Origin of the sequence: Kitasatospora sp. NPDC058115, from assembly GCF_042884635.1 — a bacterium.
Classification (GTDB): domain Bacteria; phylum Actinomycetota; class Actinomycetes; order Streptomycetales; family Streptomycetaceae; genus Kitasatospora.
In genome coordinates, this window is record NZ_JBHVTL010000013.1 from 104,505 (window position 1) to 126,417 (window position 21,913).

At 73.0% G+C, this 21,913-nt stretch carries 16 protein-coding genes and 1 pseudogene; 14 read left to right on the forward strand and 3 right to left on the reverse strand.

Going from position 1 to position 21,913, the window contains the following annotated elements:
* Nucleotides 1–91 precede the first annotated feature (91 nt).
* The gene (locus ACFVVL_RS15985; RefSeq protein WP_344325967.1) at nt 92–373 is read left to right on the forward strand and encodes a type II toxin-antitoxin system prevent-host-death family antitoxin; all 282 of its coding nucleotides are present in this window, start codon (nt 92–94) and stop codon (nt 371–373) included.
* A complete protein-coding gene (locus ACFVVL_RS15990) occupies nt 370–624 on the forward strand; it encodes a Txe/YoeB family addiction module toxin (RefSeq protein WP_387675441.1) in 255 nt (84 codons plus the stop codon). The genes ACFVVL_RS15985 and ACFVVL_RS15990 overlap by 4 nt, the downstream gene beginning before the upstream one ends.
* Nucleotides 625–785: 161 nt before the next feature.
* On the opposite strand, the gene ACFVVL_RS15995 is transcribed toward ACFVVL_RS15990, so the two are convergent.
* The 3 genes and pseudogenes from ACFVVL_RS15995 to ACFVVL_RS16005 all read right to left on the reverse strand — a co-directional run bounded on the left by ACFVVL_RS15995 (nt 786) and on the right by ACFVVL_RS16005 (nt 3,084).
* Nucleotides 786–1,067: a peptidoglycan-binding protein gene (locus tag ACFVVL_RS15995; RefSeq protein WP_380287102.1), complete on the reverse strand. Its 282-nt coding sequence runs from the start codon at nt 1,065–1,067 to the stop codon at nt 786–788.
* A gap of 116 nt (nt 1,068–1,183) precedes the next feature.
* Complete coding sequence (locus ACFVVL_RS16000; RefSeq protein ID WP_387675444.1) at nt 1,184–1,840, reverse strand: HAD-IA family hydrolase; 657 nt, start codon at nt 1,838–1,840, stop codon at nt 1,184–1,186.
* Between the two features lie 84 nt (nt 1,841–1,924).
* Nucleotides 1,925–3,084, reverse strand: a pseudogene (locus ACFVVL_RS16005) (dihydrofolate reductase family protein).
* A gap of 174 nt (nt 3,085–3,258) precedes the next feature.
* Here ACFVVL_RS16005 and ACFVVL_RS16010 point away from each other — a divergent pair.
* The 12 genes from ACFVVL_RS16010 to ACFVVL_RS16065 all read left to right on the forward strand — a co-directional run bounded on the left by ACFVVL_RS16010 (nt 3,259) and on the right by ACFVVL_RS16065 (nt 21,905).
* Nucleotides 3,259–4,641, forward strand: a complete 1,383-nt coding sequence (locus tag ACFVVL_RS16010; protein ID WP_387675447.1) for a hypothetical protein — start codon at nt 3,259–3,261, stop codon at nt 4,639–4,641.
* A gap of 193 nt (nt 4,642–4,834) precedes the next feature.
* On the forward strand, nt 4,835–5,650 hold the full coding sequence (locus ACFVVL_RS16015) for a methyltransferase domain-containing protein (protein ID WP_387675450.1): 816 nt from the start codon (nt 4,835–4,837) through the stop codon (nt 5,648–5,650).
* 195 nt (nt 5,651–5,845) lie between these two features.
* Nucleotides 5,846–7,336, forward strand: coding sequence for a DUF4190 domain-containing protein (locus tag ACFVVL_RS16020; protein ID WP_387675453.1), 1,491 nt, complete (start codon nt 5,846–5,848; stop codon nt 7,334–7,336).
* Between the two features lie 25 nt (nt 7,337–7,361).
* Nucleotides 7,362–7,544 carry an SPOR domain-containing protein gene (locus tag ACFVVL_RS16025; protein ID WP_387675455.1) on the forward strand — a complete coding sequence of 61 codons (183 nt, stop codon included), beginning with the start codon at nt 7,362–7,364 and terminating at the stop codon, nt 7,542–7,544.
* A 26-nt stretch (nt 7,545–7,570) separates the two neighbouring features.
* Entirely contained in the window at nt 7,571–8,005 is a 435-nt protein-coding gene (locus ACFVVL_RS16030) for a (deoxy)nucleoside triphosphate pyrophosphohydrolase (protein WP_380287108.1), read from the forward strand.
* 461 nt (nt 8,006–8,466) lie between these two features.
* Nucleotides 8,467–11,019 carry a SpoIIE family protein phosphatase gene (locus ACFVVL_RS16035; protein WP_387675458.1) on the forward strand — a complete coding sequence of 851 codons (2,553 nt, stop codon included), beginning with the start codon at nt 8,467–8,469 and terminating at the stop codon, nt 11,017–11,019.
* Between the two features lie 201 nt (nt 11,020–11,220).
* On the forward strand, nt 11,221–13,827 hold the full coding sequence (locus tag ACFVVL_RS16040) for a SpoIIE family protein phosphatase (protein WP_380287111.1): 2,607 nt from the start codon (nt 11,221–11,223) through the stop codon (nt 13,825–13,827).
* Between the two features lie 114 nt (nt 13,828–13,941).
* Nucleotides 13,942–15,735, forward strand: a complete 1,794-nt coding sequence (locus ACFVVL_RS16045) for an ABC transporter family substrate-binding protein (RefSeq protein WP_387675461.1) — start codon at nt 13,942–13,944, stop codon at nt 15,733–15,735.
* A 219-nt stretch (nt 15,736–15,954) separates the two neighbouring features.
* Nucleotides 15,955–17,859 (forward strand): translational GTPase TypA, encoded by a 1,905-nt coding sequence (gene typA, locus ACFVVL_RS16050; RefSeq protein ID WP_380287113.1) that lies wholly within the window; start codon nt 15,955–15,957, stop codon nt 17,857–17,859.
* A 440-nt stretch (nt 17,860–18,299) separates the two neighbouring features.
* Nucleotides 18,300–19,934 carry an ABC transporter substrate-binding protein gene (locus tag ACFVVL_RS16055; RefSeq protein ID WP_387675464.1) on the forward strand — a complete coding sequence of 545 codons (1,635 nt, stop codon included), beginning with the start codon at nt 18,300–18,302 and terminating at the stop codon, nt 19,932–19,934.
* An 89-nt stretch (nt 19,935–20,023) separates the two neighbouring features.
* Nucleotides 20,024–20,968, forward strand: coding sequence for an ABC transporter permease (locus ACFVVL_RS16060; protein WP_380287115.1), 945 nt, complete (start codon nt 20,024–20,026; stop codon nt 20,966–20,968).
* Entirely contained in the window at nt 20,961–21,905 is a 945-nt protein-coding gene (locus tag ACFVVL_RS16065; protein WP_380287116.1) for an ABC transporter permease, read from the forward strand. The genes ACFVVL_RS16060 and ACFVVL_RS16065 overlap by 8 nt, the downstream gene beginning before the upstream one ends.
* The last annotated feature ends 8 nt before the right edge of the window (nt 21,906–21,913 follow it).

Sequence of the window (21,913 nt, forward strand, 5' to 3'; positions counted from 1 at the left end):
CTCCGTGCTGACTTGGTGCTGACTTCTCCGGCTCGTCGCATCCACTTGAGTGGTACGTTATGTGGTACCAGCTGTGGAGGGAGTTCAGTCGATGTCGATCACTGCCAGCGAGGCGCGCAAGGCTCTCTTCCCGTTGATCAAGAAGGTCAACGACGATCACGAGGCCATTGAGATCGTCTCCAAGCACGGGAACGCCGTACTCGTCTCGGCCGAGGACTACGCCGCCCTGCGTGAAGGCTCCTACCTGTTGCGCTCGCCGGTGAACGCCCGCCGCTTGCTCAAGGCGTACGAGAACGCCCTTGGTGGCATTGGGCTTTCCGAGCGGGAGCTCATCGACCCCGACGCGGCGGATGGCGAGAAGGGTGCCGCGTGAGGCTCGTCTTCGAGGAGGCCGGCTGGGAGGACTACACCTCCTGGCTCAAGAACGACCGCAAGATGCTCGCCCGGATCAACAGGCTCATCGAGGACGTCCTGCGTGACCCGTTCACCGGCATCGGCAAGCCCGAGCCGCTGAAGTACCACTTGCCCGGGGCCTGGTCGCGGCGGATCGACGACGAGCACCGCCTCGTCTACCTGGTCACGGACCGGGAGATCATCGTCCTGGCTGCCCGCTACCACTACTGATCATCAGCTGCGGGTTCGCGTTACCGCGGGTCGCAGCGGTGTTGTGGCAGTACCGCTTCAACGTGTGACGGTCCTGGCAGGAGGCCGTCCGGCGCGCGCGGGAGCGCGGTCGGGCGGCCTCCTGGCGTTTCCGGGGGTCTCCGGGGAAGGGGGCCGGGTGTTCAGCAGGCGAACCCCGGGGAGTTGGAGAAGAACGTCAGGAACGACCAGGTCTGGGCGCCGATGACGCCGTCCACGGTGATGTCGGCGCACACCTGGAAGCGTCTGGTCGCGGCGTCCGTGACGGGGCCGAACTGGCCGTCCACGACGAGTGGTTCCCCGGTCAGGGAGGAATTGAGGTAGCACTGCGCCTGTTTGACGGCGTCTCCCGACGAGCCCTGCTTGAGGGTCGGCCGGGCGGTCGTGAAGTTGCAGCGTTGGGTGGGAGGGGTTTCTGTCGCCATCGGAATTCCTTTGCGATCGCACCCGGACGGGCGGACGGGGCTTCCTGGGGGCTTGTTTCCAGAGAAGCACAGGTCGCCGGGGGGCGCAGCGCGCGGGCGGGCCCGGTGGGGCGGGGTCAGGCGACGGTGACGGTGAGGGTGCCGTCGGGGCCCGGGGCGACGGTGAGGGATTCGAGGGTGGCCGCGTGGGCGGTGGGGCGGTGGGCGGCGGCGCGGGGGCCGATGCCGACGACCGGGACGCCGGCGGCGCGGGCGGCGGCGATGCCGGCCTCGGAGTCCTCGAAGGCGAGGCAGTCGGCGGGGGCGAAGCCGAGGGCGGCGGCGCCCTTGAGGAAGCCCTCGGGGTCGGGCTTGCTGGCGCCGACGGACTCGGCGGTGACCAGGACCGGCGGCAGGGGGAGGCCGGCGGCGGCCATCCGGACCCGGGCGAGCGGGGCGTCGGCGGAGGTGACCAGGGCGTGCGGGAGGCCGGCCAGGGCGGCGAGGAAGGCGGGGGCGCCGGGGATCGGGACGACGCCCTCGGTGTCGGCCTTCTCCTGGGCGAGCATCAGGTCGTTCTCGGCGAGGTTGACGTCCATCGGGCGGTCGGGCAGCAGGGCGGCCATGGCGGCCTGGCCCTGGCGCCCGTGGGCGACGCGCAGCACCTCGGCCGGGTCGAGGCCGTGCTCCTCGGCCCAGCGGAGCCAGCAGCGTTCGACCACGGCGTCGGAGTTGACCAGGGTGCCGTCCATGTCGAGGAGCACGGCGCGGGGGGTGAAGGTCGTCGCGGGCATGCGGGCGTCTCCAGGGGTGCGGGGCGGAATGCGAAGGGATTGTTTAATCAGGATACAAAAGATCCCCCTCCGCTTCGAGTCCCTTCAGCCCAGCAGGTGCGCGTTGACCGCCCGGGCCTCCCCGGCCAGCTCGGGCAGCTCCACCAGCTCGACGCCCGCCGCCTCCAGCCGTGCGGCGCCCCGGGTCTCGGCGACGAAGGTGGACGGCTCGCGCCAGGCCACCACCACCCGGGGGACGCCGGCCGCGATCAGCAGCTCGGCGCACGGCACCGGACGCGAGGCGCGCTGCCCGCAGGGCTCCAGCGAGCTGTAGACGGTCGCGCCGCGCAGTCGCGGGTCGTCGGCCGGGAGCTTGCCGAGCGCCGCCTCCTCGGCGTGCTCGTGGCCGTCCGTCTCGCGGCTGAACCCCTCGGCCAGCACCGTGCCGTCGGCGGCCACGACCACGGCGCCGACCGAGAACGCGGTCCGCGAGGGCGGGCAGCGGCGGGAGAGCTCGACGGCCCGGCGCAGGAAGGGCAGATCGGCGGGGCGGGGGCCGGTCGAGGGGCGGGGGTCGGTCACGGGGCGGGCTCCTTCGGGGCGTACCTGAGCAGGACGACATCGCCCACCGTACGGGCCTCCAGCAGCCGCATCCGGCGGGCCGGGCCGCCGGGGAAGTCCGCCGGGCCGACGAACCGCGGCGCCCGCGCCTGGCCGACCAGCAGCGGCGCCACCGCCAGCTGGAGTTCGTCCGCCAGCCCCTGGGCGAGGAACTGGGTGTGCACCCCGCTGCCGCCCTCGACCATCAGCCGCCGCACCCCGCGCGCGCCGAGGTCGTCCAGCACCGCGCCCAGCTCCACCGCCGCGCCGAGCGCCACCACCTCGGCCAGCCCGTCCAGGGCCGGGCGCAGCACGGCGGCCCCGCTGTCCGTGGTGTAGACGAGCCGCTCGCCGCCGGTGTGCCAGAACCGCAGCGAGCGGTCCAGCCGCCCGCTCGCGCTGAGCGTCACCTTCAGCGGGTGCTCCGGACGGCCCGCCGCGCGCCGGGCGGCCCGCCGTCCGGGGTCGTTGACCAGCAGCCGGGGATTGTCCGCGCGCAGGGTGTTGCCGCCGACCAGGATCGCGTCGCAGGCGGCCCGCTCGGCGTCGACCCGGTCGAAGTCGTCCGGGCCGGAGAGCAGCAGCCGCTCGGGGGAGGCGTCGTCGAGGTGCCCGTCGAGCGACATCGCGGCGCTCAGCAGGACGAAGGGGCGCGGCGCGGGCATGGTGGGACCGTTCTGTGAGGCGGCTGCCCGTCCACGGTACGGCGCGGGCCGCGGAGGGGGGCGGGCGAGGGCTGGTGTTCGCCGGACGGCCCGCTGCCGTCGGGGCGGCGTTCGCCGACGGGCCCCACCCTGGTCCGGACCTCGCACCGCCCACCACGTCGAAGGGCAGTCACCGTGTCCCGTCCCTCCCGCCGCCTGCTGTCGCTGGCGGTCGCCACCGCCGCCCTCCCGCTGCTGGCGCTGCCGGCCGGTCCCGCCGCCGCCGTGAGCTACGGCACCCCGACGATCACGTTCTCCACCGCCTACCTGTCCGGCGCGGTCGGCGCCACCGGCGACCCGACGGTCACCGTCACCGTCGCCCAGAGCGGCGCCCCGGTCTCCTCGCTCACCGTGGCCGCCACCGCCAGCACCCGGACCGCGGTGGCCCGGACCGGCGACGTGACGGTCGTCGGCACCGGCTCCGCGCGCACCCTCGCGGTCGCCGCGCAGGGCGTCGGCTACACCGACCTCACCGTCAAGGTCACCGGGCTCGGTGGCAAGACCGCGTCGAGGACGCTGCACTACGCGGCCTCGGCGGCGGTGCAGTTCTCGGCGGACAGCCGCTACCTGACGGGCTCCAGCGACGCCTCGGCGGCGGTGGACGCGGGCGGCGGGTACATCGTGGTGGCCGACGACGAGTCCAACGTGCTGCGGCTGTACGACCGCAACGCCTCCGGCGCGCCCGTGCGCACCTGGGACTTCTCCTCGGCGCTCGGCGTCACCAAGGAGATCGACATCGAGGGCGCCACCCGGGTCGGCAACACCGTCTACTGGACGGGCTCGCTGGGCAACAACAAGGACGGCGAGATCAAGACGCCGCGGCACATCGTGTTCGCCACCACCGTGACCGGCTCGGGCGCCACCACCCAGCTCTCCCTGGCCGGTTCCTCCAGCGTCCTGCGCGACGACCTGATCGCCTGGGACCGCGCGCACGGCGACCGCTACGGCTTCGCGGCCGGTGCGGCGGCCGGGCAGGTGCCCAAGCAGATCGACGGCTTCAACGTCGAGGGCCTGGAGTTCGCGCCGGGCAGCACCACCACCGCCTACGTCGGCTTCCGCGCGCCGCTCACGCCGGCCGTCACCGGCGGCCGGGCGCTGATCGTGCCGGTCACGAACTTCCCGTCGCTGTTCAGCGGTTCGCACGCCACCTTCGGCGAGCCGATCGAGCTGGACCTCGGCGGGCTCTCGGTGCGCGACCTGCGGCGCAACGCGCTCGGCCAGTACCTGATCGTGGCCGGCTCCTGGGCGGCGGACGACAACTCCGACCCGTACGCGCTCTACCGCTGGGACGGTCAGCCGGGCTCGCAGCCGGTCAAGCTGCTCGACCTGCCGACCGCCGACGCGGGCGGCTGGGAGGCGGTGCCGGACGTCCCGGACCTCACCGCCCCCGGCGCCCGGGTGCAGCTGATCACCGACGACGGCTCGGCCGTGCTGTACAACGACGGCATCGCGGCGAAGGACCTCACCCAGCCGGAGTTCAAGAAGTCCCGCACCACCTGGTTCACCGTCACCCCGTAACCGCCGCAGGCCGGACGGCCCCCGCGCGGACGACACGTCGTCCGAGCGGGGGCCGTCGCTCTTCCCGGCGGGGCGGCCGGGCTCGGGCGGCCCGGGCGGTGGCCGCCATGTGAGACGAATCTTCTTAAAATGCGGGACGGGGAGTAGCGTCGGAGGCGTCGAGGAGACCGCCGATCCCGAGGGGGACGTCACCATGACCGCACCGAAGCCCGCCGCCTACACCCATGGCCACCAGGAGTCCGTGCTGCGTTCGCACCGCTCCCGGACGGTCGAGAACTCCGCCGCGTACCTGCGGGACCGGCTGCGGCCCGGGCAGTCCGTGCTGGACATCGGCTGCGGCCCCGGCACGATCACCGCCGACCTGGCCGAACTGGTCGGCCCGGCGGGCCGGGTGGTGGCCGCCGACACCTCGGCCGAGGTGCTGGCCGCGGCCGCCGGGTACATCGCCGGACGGGGCCTGGCCAACGTGGTGTTCGAGACCGCCGACGTGCACCGGCTGCCGTACGCGGACGGGGAGTTCGACGTGGTGCACGCCCACCAGGTGCTGCAGCACGTGGCCGACCCGGTCGGCGCGCTGCGCGAGCTGCGCCGGGTCACCGCCGAGGGCGGCGTGGTCGCCGTCCGGGACGTCGACTTCGCGACCATGGCCTGGTACCCGCAGGTGCCCGAACTGGACCGCTGGCTGGAGCTGTACCGGAGGATCGCCCGGCACAACGGCGGCGAGCCGGACGCCGGGCGGCGGCTGCTGTCCTGGGCGAGGGCGGCCGGCTTCACCGACGTCACCGCCACGTCGAGCACCTGGACGTACGCGACGCCCGAGCAGCGCGCGTGGTGGGGCGGGCTGTGGGCCGACCGGATCACGGACACCGCCATCGCGCGGACGGCGGTGGCCGAGGGGTTCGCCGACGAGGCCGAACTGGCCCGGATCGCGGCCGGGTGGCGGGAGTGGGCGGCCGCCGGGGACGGCTGGTTCGCGATGCTGCACGGGGAGGTGCTGGCCGGGCGCTGAGCCGGGGCCCGGCCTTGCGGGAAGGGGGTGGTTCGTGGGGCAGCGAAAGGGCGAGCGGGTGTTCCACCGGATCCGGTAGAGTCGCGCGCCTGTTCCCGTACCTGACGGCCCGCCGCGACGATGCGCCCGCGGGATCCGCGGGTCGTCGTCCTGCCGAGCTGTCGCCCGCCTCCTGCGGGCCGGGGGAGATCGCACGTGTCCAAGCCCGAGTCCGACGCCGCCGTGCCCGAGCCGGTCGAGCGGGTCGCGCTGACCAAGCCGGTGGCCGAGCCCGGACCCCGGCCCGAGCCCGCCGCGGAGACGGTGGCCGAGACGGCGGCCGAGGCGGCGGCCGAGGTGACGGCCCCCGAGGCCGCGCCCGCCCCCGCTTCGGAGCCCGAGCCCGGCCCCGCCCCCGCTTCCGAGGCGGCCCCGGAGCCGGCCCCCGCGGCGCCGCCCGCGCCCGACCCGTGGGCCGCGCCCACCCCCGGAGCGGCCGCCGGCACCGCCCCCGCGGCGCCGCCCGCGGCCGACCCGTGGGCCACCCCCGTCGGCCTGCTGCCGCCGCCGCCCCCCGGCGCCGAGCAGCCGCACGCCACCGGCTGGGCCGCCGTCACCCCCGGCGCCCACTCCGGCTTCCAGCCCGGTTTCGCCTACCTCCCCGCCCCGACGTCCACCAACGGCTTCGCGATCGCCGCACTGGTCACCGGCCTGCTCTGCCTGTGGCCGCTGGCGCTCGCCTTCGCGATCGTCGCGCTGGTCCAGATGCCCAAGCGCAACGAGAAGGGCCGCGGCCTGGCGGTCACCGGTCTGGTGACCGGTGTGCTCGGGGCGATCGTCACCCTGATCGCGTTCATCGGCCTCGCCGCACTCGGCTTCGAGGAGGAGCGCTACGCGGACGCCCGCCGGGGCCCGCAGGGCTCGGTGAGCATCGAGGACCTGGTGACCGGCGACTGCTTCAACCAGCCGCCGTTCAGCCCCGGTCAGGACGCCGAGTCCGCGAGCATCTACTGGGTGCACGTGGTGCCCTGCACCGCGCCGCACCACGGCGAGGTGGCCGGCTTCACCAACCTCGCGGGCCGCGGCGGCTCCTACCCCGGCCAGAGCGAGATCAGCGCCAAGGCCGCGCAGCTCTGCGGCCCGGTGCGCGACGACTACGCCCTCGACTCCTGGCTCGTCCCCGACGGCATGGGCGGGTCCTACTACTACCCGAGCATCTCCGGCTGGGCCTCCGGCGACCGCCGGGTGACCTGCACCTTCCAGGACGAGACGAAGATGCACGCGGGCAGCGTCCGCACCGACCGGACCAAGCTGACCCAGGCCCAGCGCACCTACCTGGACGCCGTGCTCGCCTACAACGGCGCGCTCGGCGCCGAGCCGGAGGCCGACGTCGACGAGGAGCCCGCGGAGTACCGCACCTGGGCCAGGACGATGGCCACCGCCTCCCGCAAGGAGGTCGCGGACCTCTCGGTCAACGGGGTCGACTGGCCCGCCGGGGCCAAGGCCAAGCTCATCGAGCTGGGTGCGATCAAGCTGGACGCGGCCAACGCCTGGGACGCCGCCGCCAAGTCCACGGACCCGGACACGCTCGCCCGCGAGGTCGGCAAGGCGCAGGCGCTGTCCGTCAAGAGCAGCAAGCTCGCGGTGGACATCCGGCGCGAGCTGGGGCTGTCGACGGGCGAGCAGGCCAGCGCGGTACGGGTCTGAGCGCCCCGCCCCTACCCTGGGCGCCATGGACACCTACCGGGTGATGCGCCAGGACGACAACGGCAACCGCTTCCTGGTCGTCGGGGGCGTCGGGCGGGAGGCGGCGGAGCGGCTCGCGGCCGCGTTCGAGGCGCGCGGCCACAAGCAGCTGTACTGGGTCGAGGCGGAGCCCGCCGGCGCCACGGGGACGAAGGGCCCGCGCGACTGACGGGCACGTCTATAGGGTCTGCGTCCATGGACAGGACCACCGATCACCAGGCGCCCGCCGGCGGCGCGACGGAGAACCGGATCGTCGTCGGCGGCGCGCTGATCCACCGGGGGCGGGTGCTCGCCGCCCGGCGGAGCGCGCCCGCCGAGGTGGCGGGGCGCTGGGAGTTCCCCGGCGGCAAGGCCGAGCCGGGCGAGAGCGAGACCGAGGCGCTGGAGCGCGAGCTGATGGAGGAGCTGGGCGTCCGGGCCAGGGCGCTCACCCGGCTGCCCGGCGCGTGGCTGGTGCGCCCGGGCCTGGAGCTGCGGCTGTGGGCCGCCGAACTGCTCGCCGGGGAGCCGCGCCCGCTGCAGGACCACGACGAGCTGCGCTGGCTCGGCCCGGCCGAGCTGGCCGACGTCGAGTGGCTGGAGCACGACCGCGAGGTCCTGCCCGAGGTCGCCCGCCTGCTGACCGTCTGAACGGCGCCCCGGCCGGTGCGGGCCGGATGGTACCGGCCCGCGCCGGCGAACCGCCGTGCCGCGCGGCGCGAACGACGCGTGGGGGCGACGGATCGGGCAAATCGGAAAAGCCGGTGCGGCCGTCGGGATAGCCTTGGTCCTGCTGGGTATGTCACTTTTCGGCACTATTCGTCACCATCGGTGAGCCGTCCCAGCCGGCGGCGCCGATCCGAGCAGAGCCGGAGGCCCCGTCGGTGTCGAATAGCGGGTTCGGGGGCGGGGGAGCGAGACGGGCGGGCGCCGGAGGGGGCGGCGCGGGAGCCCGCGCCCGGCTGCGCCTCGGTGCGAACCGCGGGTCGGGCGGCCGGGAACGGCCGGCCGGGCGCCGCCGGGGCGAGGGAACGCCCGAGGGGGCGCCGTCCGCCCCGCCGGTGCAGCCCGCCCCGTCCCTCACGGTGCCCGACGCGGCCCCGTCCTCCGGGATGCGCAGCCGCCCCGGCCGGCCCTTCCCCGGCGGCCCGCGCGCCGTCCCCGAGGCCCCCGCCGGGGGCGGCGGGGAGCGCCCCGGGGGCAGCCTCTTCGACGTGGTCAGGGTGGCCATCGCGATCCTGGACACGGCCGGCCGGGTGGTGCTCTGGAGCCCGGCCGCCGAGGACCTGCTCGGCTGGCCGAGCGAGCTGCTGGTCGGCCGCCGGATCGACGAGCTGATCCCCGACGAGGAACAGGTGGCCCGGATCCGGACCGCGATCCAGGACACCCTGCGCCACGGCCGCTGGGCCGGCCCGGCCGAGCTGATCGACCGCGACGGCGTCCCGGTGCTGGTGGACGCCCGGATCTCGCTCCTCGTCGACGGCGACGGCACCCCGTTCCTCCAGGTCAACCTGGCCGGCGCGGACGCCGTCCGGGCGGTGGAGCGGGACCTCGCGGTGCGCGACGCGCTGTTTGAGCAGTCCCCGCTGGGCATCGCCATCCTCGACACCGAACTGCGCTACACCGCCGTCAACCGGACCCTCGCCGAGATGAACGGCGTCGCGCTGGAGGACCACGTCGGCCGCACCACCGGCGAGACCCTGCCCGAGCGGGCCGCCGACGAGATCACCGCGATCCAGCGCCAGGTGCTGGCCACCGGCGAGCCGGTCATCGACGTCACCCTCGCCTCGCCGATCACCGCCCGCTCCGGCTACCGCTCGGTCTCCTACAGCCGGATGACCGACCGCTCCGGCCGGGTCCTCGGCATCTCCGGCACCGTGATGGACGTGACCGAGCGTTACCGGGCGGTGGCCAAGGTCGAGCACGCCCGCCGCCGCCTCTCCCTGCTCAACGAGTTCGGCTCCCGGGTCGGTGACCTGCTGGACGCCTCGCGGATCGCGCAGGAGCTGGCCAGTGCGGTGGTGCCCCGGCTGACCGACCACGCCGCCGTCATCCTGCTGCAGGCCGTCGCGCACGGTGACGACCTGCCCCGGCACGGCCACGACCGCCGCACCTCGCTGCTCCAGCTCGGCACCGCCTCCGTCCAGGACGGCCCGGAGGTGGAGGTGATGCTGCGCCGCGGCGCCCGGATCACCTTCGCCGAGGACTCCGCCTGCGGCCGGGTGCTGCGCACCGGCGTGCCCGAGCTGCTCTCCGGCGCCGACCAGCTGAGCGACGTCACCTACGCTGGCGACCCCAAGATGCAGGCCGCGCACGACCTGGGCGTGCACTCGATGCTGGTGGTGCCGCTGCGGGCCCGGGGCATCGTGATCGGCCTGCTGCTGGTCAGCCGGGCCGGCTACCGCGAGGGCTTCGACCGCGACGACCTGGCGTTCACCGTCGAGCTGGCGGACCGGGCCGGCTCCTCGCTGGACAACGCCCGGCTGTACGCCCGCGAGCGCACCGCCGCCCTCACCCTCCAGCGCACCCTGCTGCCGCAGCAGGTGCCGCAGCCCACCGGCGTCGAGGTCGCCTACCGGTACGTGCCCGGCAGCAGCGGCACCGAGGTCGGCGGCGACTGGTTCGACGTCATCCCGCTGCCCGGCGACCGGACGGCGCTGGTGGTCGGCGACGTGATGGGCCACGGGCTGCGCGCCGCCGCGACGATGGGCCGGCTGCGCACCGCCGTCCGCGTGCTGGCCGCCCTCGACCTGCCGCCCGACGTGCTGCTGCGGCACGTCCACGAGCTGGCCGACGACCTCGCCCAGGGCCCGGACGAGGCGCTGCTCGCCACCTGCGTGTACGCGGTGTTCGACCCGGCCACCGCGACCCTGACCGCCGCCAAGGCCGGCCACATCCCGCCGGTGCTGGTGGTGCCGGGGGAGGGGGCCGAGGGGCCGACCCGCGACGGCGGCCCGCTGCCCGGCGGCGCCGGCCGGATCCTGGAGCTGCCCTCCGGCGCCCCGCTCGGGGTCGGCGGCGTGCCCTTCGAGGCCGTCGAGCTGAAGATCCCCGAGGGCAGCCTGCTGGCGCTGTGCACCGACGGCCTGGTGGAGTCCCGGGACAAGGACCTCGACGTCGGTCTGGGCCGGCTGCTCACCGTGCTCCAGGAGCCCTACGCGTCGATCCAGGCGGCCTGCGAGGCGGTGCTGGACACCATGGAGCAGGGCCGCGAGCCGGACGACGTCGCGCTGCTGCTGGCCCGGCTCGGCCACGGGCAGGCCGGCACCCCGACGGCGGGCTGGACGCTGCCCGCCGAGCCGACCGCCGTCTCCCGGGCCCGCCGGCTGGTCCGCGCGACGCTCGCCGAATGGGGCGTCGAGGAGCTGACCGACACCGCGGAGCTGCTGGTCAGCGAGCTGGTCACGAACGCCGTCCGGTACGCCAGCGCGCCGATCGGGGTGCGGCTGACGCTCGGCGGGACGCTGCTGGTGGAGATCTCCGACCCGCTGCCGGACCCGCCGCGCGAGCGGCACGCCGCCGAGGCGGACGAGGGCGGCCGCGGGCTGGAGCTGGTGACCCGGCTGGCCCTGCGCTGGGGGGCCAGGGCGGAGGGGATGGGCAAGGTGGTCTGGTTCGAACAGGGGCTGCCGGGCACCCCCGAGGCGGAGCTGTCGGGCGGCTGAGTCCGGGCCGCCGGCCGCGGCCGGGGGAGCGCGCGCTCCGGCAGGGGGCGCGAGCGTGGCATTGTGGTTGCGCGGGCGGTAGGACAAAAACCTTCGCCCGATCTGATGTTGTGATGTTGAGGGCGTGTGAACGTACCCCTCGATGATGAATACTCGGTCTTCTCGACATCCGGACGGTCGCGGGTTTGGAGGGGTCGGTCCGTGAACAGCACCCCGGCGCGCAATGCGCCGAGCAGCAGCGGTCATGCCGCTGTACCCGGGCAGGCCGGCGCCCAACACGTGCCCGGCCCTGCCCACCACCACCTGCCCGCCCGCGCCCGCGCCCCGCGGCCGGCGGCCGAGGAGCAGCGGTGGGGTGCCGGGGACCCGGGCTCGATCTACGACTACATTCGGGTCGCCACCTTCGCGATCGGCCCCGACGGCCGGATCAGCCAGTGGAGCGACCGCGCGGCCGAGTTCTTCGGGGTCCCCGCCGTCGAGGCGGTCGGCGCCGACCCGGTGACCACCTTCGTCCCGCGCGAGCTCTGGCAGCGCGGGCGCGCCCGGCTGGAGCGCACCCTGGCCGGCGAGGAGTGGGTCGGCACCACCCCGTACCGGCACGCCGACGGCGGCGAGGGCCTCGCCGAGCTCTACCTGATGCCGGACAGCGAGCTGCCCGCCGCCGGCGCCACCTGTCTCGCGGTCGACCTCGGCCGGCTGCGCCGGATCGAGACGGATCTGGCCGCCTCGGAGGCGGTTTTCGGCCAGACCCCGACCGGGTTCGTCCTCTTCGACGAGCGGCTGCGCTTCCAGCGCGTCAACGACGCCTTCGCCTCCGGCATGGGCCTGGCCCCCACCGACCTGGAGGGCCTCACCCCGCACGACATCTTCCCCGGCTCCGAGGCCGACCGGCTCACCGCCGCCCTGCGCAAGGTCCTCGCCAGCGGCGAGCCCGTCTTCGACCTGCGCTTCCACGCCGCCGTGCCGACCCGCGAGGGCAACCGGCTCTGGGCCGTCTCGCTCTACCGCCTCAACGGCGCGGCCGGCCAGCCGATGGGCGTCGCCGGGCAGGTCTCCGACGTCACCAGCCGGCACGTCGCCGAACGCGAGGCCGACGGCGTGCGCCGCAACCTCGCCCTGCTCAACGAGGCCAGCGCCCACATCGGCTCCACCCTCGACCTGGAGACCACCGCCAAGGAACTGCTGGACGTCGTCGTCCCGCCGTTCTGCGACCTCGCCACCGTCGACCTCTACACCGCGCTGCTCTCCGGCGAGACCGTGCCCAGCGCCGGCCGGCTCGGCGACACCGTGCTCACCGACGGCAGCGGCGAACTGCGCCGGGTCGCCGTCTCCAGCGTGGTCGGCGGCGCCTCCTCGGTGCTCGGCTCGGTCACCGGCCTGCCCATCGCCGAGGCCGGCGGCACCCTCTGCTACCCGCGCCGCTCGCCGCACGCCCGGGCGCTGCGCACCGGCCGCAGCGTCGTCCCCGAGCCCGGCCCCGACCCGCTGCTGCGCTCCACCCTGATCGTCCCGCTGGTCGCCCGCGACCAGGTGCTCGGCCTGGTCCAGCTCTCCCGGGCGATCGGCAGCGAGCCCTTCGACGCCCGCGACGTCGCCATCGCCGAGGAACTCGTCGCCCGCGCCGCCGTCTGCATCGACAACGCCCGGCTCTACCGCCGCGAGCACGAGCGCGCGCTGATCCTCCAGCGCAGCCTGCTGCCCCCGGGCAACCCGGTCGCCAGCGGCCTGGAGATCGCCTGCCGCTACCTGCCCAGCAACAACAACACCGAGGTCGGCGGCGACTGGTTCGACGTCATCCCGCTGCCCGGCAACCGCACCGCCCTGGTCATCGGCGACGTCATGGGCCGCGGCCTGCGCGCCGCCGTCGCCATGGGCCAGCTGCGCACCGCCGTCCGCACCCTGGCCATGCTCGACCTGGAGCCCGGCGAGGTGCTCGCCGCGCTCGACGAGATCGCCCGCGGCCTCGGCGACGACACCGCGCCGACCGGCCGCTCCAACCCGTACGGGCGGCTCACCTCCAGCGCCGACGAGGAGGCCCGCGAGGTCTACCTGGCCACCTGCGTCTACGCGGTGTACGACGCGGTCACCCGGCGCTGCACCTTCGCCAACGCCGGCCACCTGCCGCCCGTCCTGCTCGGCCCCGGCGAGCCCGCCCGGATGCTGGACGTCCCGCCCGGCCTGCCGCTCGGCGTCGGCGGCGAGCCCTTCGAGGAGGTCGAGCTGACCCTCCCGGACGGCGCGGTGCTCGGCCTCTACACCGACGGCCTGGTGGAGAGCCGCAAGCACCAGCTGGACGAGGGCCTGAAGGCCTTCCGCACCGCGCTGTCCGACGAGGGCAAGAACCTGGAGGACCTCTGCGACCACGTCCTCGGCGAGCTCAACCCGCACCACGGCGAGGACGACATCGCCCTGCTGATGGCCAAGGTGCACGCCTTCCCGGACGACGCCGTCGGCCAGTGGTTCCTGCCGCCCGAGCCGACCTCGGTCTCCAAGGCTCGCGAGTACGCGTGCAGCTGGCTGCTCGCCCGGGGCCTGGACGAGCTGGTCGACACCACCGAGCTGTTGGTCAGCGAACTGGTCACCAACGCGCTGCGGCACGGCCGGGGCGAGATCCGGCTGCGGCTGCTGCGCGACTCGACCATGGTGTGCGAGGTCTGGGACGACGGCTACGCCCAGCCCCGGCAGCGGCGCGCCCACGAGACCGACGAGGGCGGGCGCGGACTCCAGCTGGTCAGCCTGCTCGCCGAACGCTGGGGCAGCCGGCGCACGCCCAAGGGCAAGATCGTCTGGTTCGAGCTGGGGCTCTAGCCGGCGCCCGCCCCGGACGCGGAGCGGGTGACATGCGCCCGACCGGGTGCTGTCGCCCGCCGGGCCGCCGTGTCGGGGTCGCCGGGCGCGCGGGGGCGGCGTTCCATGGCCGCCATGCGCGCCCGCCTCCCCGTCGCAGCCGCCGCCCTGCTGCTCGCCCTCGGTGTCACGGCCGGCTGCCTCGGCGGCCCCGACCCGGCCCGCCCCGGCCGGACGCCCGACCCCGCGCCGCCCGCCCCGGCCGTCGTCACCGGGGACCTCGGCCCGGCCGACCGGGCCGCCGTCCGCGACGGCGGCACCCTGCGCTGGGCCGTCGATGCCGTCCCGGCCACCCTGAACGTCCACCAGCCCGCCGCCACCCCCGAGTCCGCGCTGCTGGCGCACGCCCTCTACCCCGCGATGTTCCGGCCGGACGCGCACGGCGAGTGGACGCCCGACCCGGACTACCTGGCCGCCGCCGAGTCCACGCCGCCCGGACAGCTGCCCCAGGTGGTCACCTACCACCTCAACCCGCACGCCGTCTGGAGCGACGGCACCCCCCTCTCCGCCGCCGACTTCATCGCCCAGCGGGCCGCGCTCTCCGGCCTCGACCCCGCCTCCACCGCCGTCGGCCCGGCCGGGTACGCGGCCGTCGACTCGATCGCCCGCGGCGTCGACCCGCACGAGGTCAAGGTCACCTTCCGCCGGCCCTGCGGAGAGTGGCAGGCCCTGTTCGGCCCGCTCTACCCCGCCGCCGAGACCGCCACCGCCGCCGCCTTCGGCCGCCCGCTGCCCGGCGGCACCGCCCACCCCACCGCCGGCCCGTTCCTGGTCGACGGGTACGACCCGGCGGGCGGGCGGGCCACCCTGGTCCGCAACCCGTTCTGGTGGGGCGAGCCGGCCAAGGCCGACCGCATCGAGTTCCTCGCCGTCCCGGCCGAGCGGCGGACCGAGGAGCTGGCCTCGGGACGGCTCGACCTCGCCCCGCTGACCACGGCGGTCGAGCACGCCGGTGCCGACCCCGCCGAGGCCCTGCGGCGCGCCGGGACGCTGCCCGGCGTCACCCTGCACCGGGCCGCCGGGGCCGGCCTCGTCCAGCTCACCCTGAACGCCGCCCGCGAACCGCTCACCGACCCGGCGGTGCGCCGGGCGCTGGCCCGCGCCGTCGACCGCCGGCACGCCGCCGGGGCCGCGCTGGCGCCGTTCGGGCTGCTTGCCGCACCGCTCGGCCACCACCTGCTGGCCGGCGACCAGCCCGGCTACCGGGACGACGCCGACGCACTGGGCGGCGCCGACCCCGGGCGGATGCTGGACGAGGCCGGCTGGAGGCGCCCCGCCGCCGGCGCCACCCGGACCGGGGCCGGCCGCGAACTGGCGCTCACCCTGCTGGTCCCGGCCGGCTCCGCGACCCTGCGGCGGGCGGCCGAGGCGGTGGTGGCGGACCTCGGCGCGGCCGGGGCGGCCGTCCGCGTCACCGAGGCGCCGGCGGACGCCTTCGTCCGCGACCACCTGGCCGCCGGCGACTACGACCTCGCCCTGTTCGCCTGGCCGGCCGGACCCGCCCCGGCCGACGAGCAGCGGCCCGTCTACGCCAAGCCCCGCCCCGGCCCGGACGGCGCCCCGGTGGCCGGCCGCAACTACGCCCGGGCCGGGACGGAGGAGATCGACCGCCTCTTCGAACGCGCCGCCGCCGAGCCCGACCCGCCCGCCCGCCGGGCCCTGCTCCAGGAGGCCGACGTGCGGATCTGGCAGCTGGGCCACTCGGTGCCGCTGTTCCAGCGCCCCGAGGTGCTCGGGGTGCGCACCGGCGTCACCGGCGCCGGCGTCCGGGGCCTCGGCCGCCCCCGCCTCCAGGACCTGGGCTGGGCGGCGGAGCGGCGGACCGCCGCGGGAGGGGCGGCGGACCGGGGCACCGAGGTCACCGGGTGAAGAGCGGGTGAACGGGGTGTGATCCCCACCCCGCGCTTCCTGCCCGTTTCGGCCCAGCTGGGCGGTTCCCCGTACCATAGGAGGAAGCCGTGGCATGTCCTGCCCGGCGGGTGGACCGGTAGTAGCAGGCGGAACGGGTGGTGGCGGCCGACAGGGGTCGCAAGTGCGCGTCACGCAGCCGGGCGCCGTAACCCACGATTCCGGGAGAATCTGCTAGGCATGCCCACGCGCAATGACATCCGTAACGTCGCCATCGTCGCCCACGTCGACCACGGCAAGACCACCCTGGTCGACGCCATGCTGAAGCAGGCCGGCGCCTTCGCCGCCCACCAGCAGCTCGACGACCGGATGATGGACTCCAACGACCTGGAGCGCGAGAAGGGCATCACCATTCTCGCGAAGAACACCGCGGTCAAGTACCACCCGAAGGACGGTGGCGCGCCGATCACCATCAACATCATCGACACCCCGGGCCACGCCGACTTCGGTGGCGAGGTCGAGCGCGGTCTGTCGATGGTGGACGCGGTCGTCCTGCTGGTCGACGCCTCCGAGGGGCCGCTGCCGCAGACCCGCTTCGTGCTCCGCAAGGCGCTCACGGCGCGGCTGCCCGTCATCCTCTGCATCAACAAGACCGACCGTCCGGACGCCCGGATCGACGAGGTCATCAACGAGACCTACGACCTGTTCCTCGACCTGGACGCGGACGAGGACCAGATCGAGTTCCCGATCGTCTACGCCTGCGCCCGTGACGGCGTCGCCTCGCTGACCAAGCCGGAGAACGGCACCGTTCCCGCCGACAGCGACAACCTGGAGCCGTTCTTCTCCACCATCCTGGAGCACGTCCCGGCCCCGACCTACGACGCCGACGCCCCGCTGCAGGCGCACGTCACCAACCTGGACGCCGACAACTTCCTCGGCCGCATCGCGCTGCTCCGCGTCGAGCAGGGCGAGCTGCGCAAGGGCCAGACGGTGGCCTGGATCAAGCGCGACGGCTCCATCTCCAACGTCCGCATCTCCGAGCTGCTGATGACCGAGGCGCTCACCCGCAAGCCGGCCGAGGTGGCGGGCCCCGGTGACATCTGCGCCGTCGCCGGCATCTCCGACATCATGATCGGCGAGACCCTCGCCGACACCGAGAACCCGATCGCGCTGCCGCTGATCACGGTGGACGAGCCGGCCATCTCGATGACCATCGGCACCAACACCTCGCCGCTGGTCGGCCGGGGCGGCAGCGGTAAGGGCGCGGACGCCAAGTCCGGCGCCAAGGTCGACCGTAAGGTCACCGCCCGCCAGGTGAAGGACCGCCTGGACCGCGAGCTGATCGGTAACGTCTCGCTGCGCGTCCTGGACACCGAGCGCCCGGACGCCTGGGAGGTGCAGGGCCGCGGTGAGCTGGCGCTGGCCATCCTGATCGAGACCATGCGCCGCGAGGGCTTCGAGCTGACCGTCGGCAAGCCGCAGGTGGTCACCAAGGAGGTCAACGGCAAGACCCACGAGCCGGTCGAGCGCCTGACCGTGGACGTGCCCGAGGAGCACATGGGTGCCGTCACCCAGCTCATGGGCATCCGCAAGGGCCGGATGGACAACATGTCCAACCACGGCTCGGGCTGGGTCCGGATGGAGTTCGTCGTGCCGTCCCGCGGTCTGATCGGCTTCCGGACCGAGTTCCTGACCAACACCCGCGGCACCGGCATCGCGCACTCGATCCACGAGGGCCACGAGCCGTGGTTCGGCCAGCTCACCACCCGCAACAACGGCTCGCTGGTCGCCGACCGGGCCGGTGTGGTCACCGCCTTCGCGATGACCAACCTCCAGGAGCGCGGCGTGCTCTTCTGCGAGCCGGGCACCGAGGTGTACGAGGGCATGATCGTCGGCGAGAACTCGCGCTCCGACGACATGGACGTCAACATCACCAAGGAGAAGAAGCTCACCAACATGCGGTCCTCGACCGCCGACGTGGCCGAGTCGATCGTCCCGCCGCGCAAGCTCTCGCTGGAGCAGTCGCTGGAGTTCTGCCGCGAGGACGAGTGCATCGAGGTGACCCCGGAGACGGTTCGCATCCGTAAGGTCGTCCTGGACCAGAAGGACCGCGGCCGGACCGCTTCGCGCGCGAAGAAGGCGTGATCACGGCGCTCTGAGCCCCTCCGGCGGTGCTTTGGCCGGAAACGTTCGCCCCCCTTTCCGATGGAGAGGGGGGCGAACTTTTTCAACTACTCCACGCTGTCGACGCGCGTATAAACGGAATAGCGCCTACCACGCCAAGGTGTCCGCTGAGCGAACGTGACAGTCCGTCATTCATGACGACTGTCCGGTTGATGCCTGTCTGAGTATGTCTCATATGTCCGATTTTCGAAACTTACCGACCGTTCATGTGACCTAATTGAGATCGGCAGTGGTCACTTTCGTGTCCGTGCGTGACACATAGTGGGTGCAGTCAGGCTCGGGTCAAGGGTTAACGCGCAGGGGTGCGCGCCGAAACCACGAGCGCGGACGGCACGGCGGACCGGACCAACCGCCCGCGGTGCTCTCCTCGTTGGAAAGTCGAATTCAGGAGGCATCCCCCCATGCGTGGTGCAACCCAGACCAAGTGGATCGTCGCGGCGACCGCGATCGCCCTCGCGGCGACCGCCTGCAGCACCAGCTCGAAGAGCGACGACAAGGCGTCCTCCGGCGGCGGCACGATCGCCGTCCAGCTCGGTGAGCCGCAGCACGGTCTGATCCCGCAGAACACCGCGGAGTCCGAGGGTGCCGAGGTCCTGAACGCGCTGTTCGCCGGCCTGGTCGAGTACGACAACAAGACCAACGAGCCGAAGCTGCGCGTCGCCGAGTCGATCGAGTCCCCGGACAGCAAGGTCTGGACGATCAAGCTGAAGGACGGCTACACCTTCCACAACGGCGAGGCGGTCACCGCCCAGTCCTTCGTGGACGCCTGGAACTGGGGCGCCAACCAGGACAACGCCGCCGAGGGCCTGCCCTTCTTCGCCAAGATCGACGGCTCCGCCGACCTGGCCCCGGGCAAGGACAAGAAGCCGACCACCGACAAGCTCAAGGGCCTGCAGGTCGTCGACGACAAGACCTTCACCGTCACCCTGACCAACCCGTTCTCCCAGTTCAAGACCATGCTGGGCTACAACGCCTTCTACCCGCTGCCGAAGGCCTTCTTCGCGGACAAGAAGTCGTTCGAGGACGCCCCGATCGGCAACGGCCCGTTCCAGATGGACGGGAAGTGGGAGCACAACCAGCAGATCAAGGTCAAGCGCTTCGACAACTTCCCCGCCGCGGACGGCAAGGCGAAGCTGCAGGGCGTCACCTTCAAGATCTACGACAAGCTGGAGACGGCGTACAACGACCTGCGCGCCGACAACATCCAGGCCACCGACAAGCTCCCGATCTCGGCCATGGGCACGGTCAAGGGCGAGTTCGGCGACCGCTACATCTACAAGCCGGAGTCCGGCGTCGGTTACATCGGCTTCCCGATCTCGACCAACCCGGCCGCGTACGGCAAGCCGGAGATCCGCAAGGCGATCTCCATGGCGATCGACCGCGAGCAGATCACCAAGACCATCTTCTCGGGCACCCGCGTCCCGGCCGACGACTTCATCAACCCGCTGATCCCGGGTTACCGCAAGGGCGCCATGGGCGACGCGGCCAAGTACGACCCGGCCAAGGCCAAGCAGCTGTTCGACACCGCCGGCGGTGTCCCGAACAACACCATCGAGCTGGGCTACAACGCCGACGGCGGCCACAAGGAGTGGATCGAGGCCGTCGCCAACCAGCTGAAGAAGAACCTGGGCGTCGAGGTCACCACCAAGCCGTTCGAGAAGTTCGGCAAGATCCTGGACGCGCTGGGCGAGAAGCAGTACTCCGGTGCCTTCCGCATGGCGTGGTCGATGGACTACCCGTCGATCGAGAACTACGAGCGTCCGATCTTCTCCAAGGTCGCGATCGACAACGGCTCCAACTACGGCGGTTACGTCAACGAGCAGTTCGAGTCGCTGCTGGACCAGGCCGACCAGGCGAAGACCCCGGAGGAGGGCCTGAAGCTGTACCAGCAGGCCGACGACATCCTGATCCAGGACCTGCCGTACATCCCGGTCTACACCTACATGTCCTCCGCCGCGTACTCGAAGAAGATCAAGAACTTCGACACCGACGCCCAGGGTCGCATGAACCTGGACGAGGTCGAGCTCGCCGGCTGATCTGAGACGCAGACGATAGGGGGCGGGTGGACCGGACCACAGTCCGGCTCCGCCCGCCTCCCTTCCTTGTCCGAAAGTGTGGAGGTCTGATGGGCCGCTATGTGATCCGCCGACTGATACAGGCGATCCCTGTTCTGATCGGTGCGACATTCCTGATCTACTTCGTCGTGTTCTCGCTGCCCGGTGACCCGGTGCAGGCGCTGGCCGGCGAGAAGCGAGCCGACCCGATCGTCGCGGAGATGATCCGCAACAAGTACCACCTGAACGACCCGTTCATCGTTCAGTACTGGAACTACATCACCGGTGTCTTCCAGGGCGACCTGGGCGAGAGCCTGACCGGTCGCTCGGTGAGCGAAATGATCGGCGAAGCGTTCCCGTACACCATGAACCTCGCCCTGGTCGCCTTCGTCTTCGAGGCGGTCATCGGTGTCGCGGCGGGTGTGCTGGCGGCCCTGCGCAAGGGGAAGTTCCTGGACCAGCTGGTCCTCATCAGCACCCTGCTGGTCATCTCGATCCCGGTCTTCGTCACCGGCTTCGTGCTCCAGCTGGTGCTCGGCGTCAAGCTGAAGAACGACTACGGCATCGAGATCTTCGCGGTCTCGTTCAACGAGGAGGACGGGCTCCGCGCCTACCTGCTCCCGGCCCTGGTGCTGGCCTCGCTGTCGCTGGCCTACGTCGCCCGACTGACCCGCACCAGCCTCATGGAGACCATGCGCACGGACTACGTCCGCACCGCGGTCGCCAAGGGCCTGAAGCGCCGTCGGGTGGTCGGCCGGCACGCCCTGCGCAACGCGCTGATCCCGATCGTCACCTTCCTGGGTGCCGACCTCGGCGGTCTGATGGGCGGTGCGGTCATCACCGAGAAGATCTTCAACATTCACGGCATCGGCGGTCTGCTCGCCCAGTCCGTGTACCAGAAGCAGGGGACGATCATCGTCGGCGTGGTCACGCTGCTGGTGCTGATCTACCTGGTCACCACCCTGCTCGTGGACCTGCTGTACGCCGTGCTCGACCCGAGGATCCGCTATGAGTGACACCATCACCAAGGACGCCGAGACCCAGCCGGGGGACAACCGGCCCGAGGCCGGCCAGGGCAAGACCGAGAAGCCGGAGCGCGTCGCCAGCCTCTGGACCGACGCGATGCGCGACCTGCGCCGCAACCCGGTCTTCATCATCGGCGCCGTGCTGGTCTTCTTCCTCGTGGTCATCTCGATCGCCCCGGGCCTGTTCACCGACGGCAGCCCGTTCGACGGCAACGCCTGCGACCTGGCCAACTCCCTGAAGCGTCCGAGCACCGACCACTGGTTCGGCTACGACGTCCAGGGCTGCGACGTCTACACCCGCACGGTGTGGGGCGCCCGCAACTCGATCATCGTCGGCATCGTGACCACCCTGGTGGTCACCGTGGTCGGCGCCCTGCTCGGCCTCTGGGCCGGCTGGAAGGGCGGGATCGTCGACTCGATCCTGTCCCGCTTCACCGAGATCTTCTTCTCGATCCCGCTGCTGCTCGGCGGCATGCTGATCATGTCGATGATCCCGTGGGCCGGTAACGCCTACAGCGTCTCGCTGGTGATGGCCGTCCTCGGCTGGCCGCAGATCTTCCGCATCATGCGCGCCTCCGTGCTGGCCAACAAGAACAACGACTACGTGATGGCCGCCCGTGCGCTGGGTGCCGGATCGGGCCGGATCACCTTCCGGCACATCCTGCCGAACGCCATCGCGCCGGTCATCGTCGTCGCCGCGATCTCCCTGGGCGTCTACATCGGTGCCGAGGCCGCCCTGTCCTACCTGGGCATCGGCGTCCAGCCGCCGCAGATCTCCTGGGGCCTGATGATCAGCGACGCCTCGGTCCGCTTCCTGGACGCGCCGCACGTCCTGCTCTTCCCGTCGGCCGCGCTGTCCATCACCGTGCTGGCCTTCATCATGCTCGGCGACGCGGTGCGCGACGCCCTCGACCCGAAGCTCCGCTGAGAGAAGAG

What these genes read in the sequence shown, in the direction of transcription:
- ACFVVL_RS15985 (WP_344325967.1), top strand. Translation starts at nt 92, where the DNA reads ATGTCGATCACTGCCAGCGAGGCGCGCAAGGCTCTCTTCCCGTTGATC.
- ACFVVL_RS15995 (WP_380287102.1), bottom strand. Translation starts at nt 1,067, where the DNA reads ATGGCGACAGAAACCCCTCCCACCCAACGCTGCAACTTCACGACCGCC.
- ACFVVL_RS16000 (WP_387675444.1), bottom strand. Translation starts at nt 1,840, where the DNA reads ATGCCCGCGACGACCTTCACCCCCCGCGCCGTGCTCCTCGACATGGAC.
- ACFVVL_RS16015 (WP_387675450.1), top strand. Translation starts at nt 4,835, where the DNA reads ATGACCGCACCGAAGCCCGCCGCCTACACCCATGGCCACCAGGAGTCC.
- ACFVVL_RS16025 (WP_387675455.1), top strand. Translation starts at nt 7,362, where the DNA reads ATGGACACCTACCGGGTGATGCGCCAGGACGACAACGGCAACCGCTTC.
- ACFVVL_RS16030 (WP_380287108.1), top strand. Translation starts at nt 7,571, where the DNA reads ATGGACAGGACCACCGATCACCAGGCGCCCGCCGGCGGCGCGACGGAG.
- ACFVVL_RS16035 (WP_387675458.1), top strand. Translation starts at nt 8,467, where the DNA reads ATGCGCAGCCGCCCCGGCCGGCCCTTCCCCGGCGGCCCGCGCGCCGTC.
- ACFVVL_RS16045 (WP_387675461.1), top strand. Translation starts at nt 13,942, where the DNA reads ATGCGCGCCCGCCTCCCCGTCGCAGCCGCCGCCCTGCTGCTCGCCCTC.
- typA (WP_380287113.1), top strand. Translation starts at nt 15,955, where the DNA reads ATGCCCACGCGCAATGACATCCGTAACGTCGCCATCGTCGCCCACGTC.
- ACFVVL_RS16055 (WP_387675464.1), top strand. Translation starts at nt 18,300, where the DNA reads ATGCGTGGTGCAACCCAGACCAAGTGGATCGTCGCGGCGACCGCGATC.
- ACFVVL_RS16060 (WP_380287115.1), top strand. Translation starts at nt 20,024, where the DNA reads ATGGGCCGCTATGTGATCCGCCGACTGATACAGGCGATCCCTGTTCTG.
- ACFVVL_RS16065 (WP_380287116.1), top strand. Translation starts at nt 20,961, where the DNA reads ATGAGTGACACCATCACCAAGGACGCCGAGACCCAGCCGGGGGACAAC.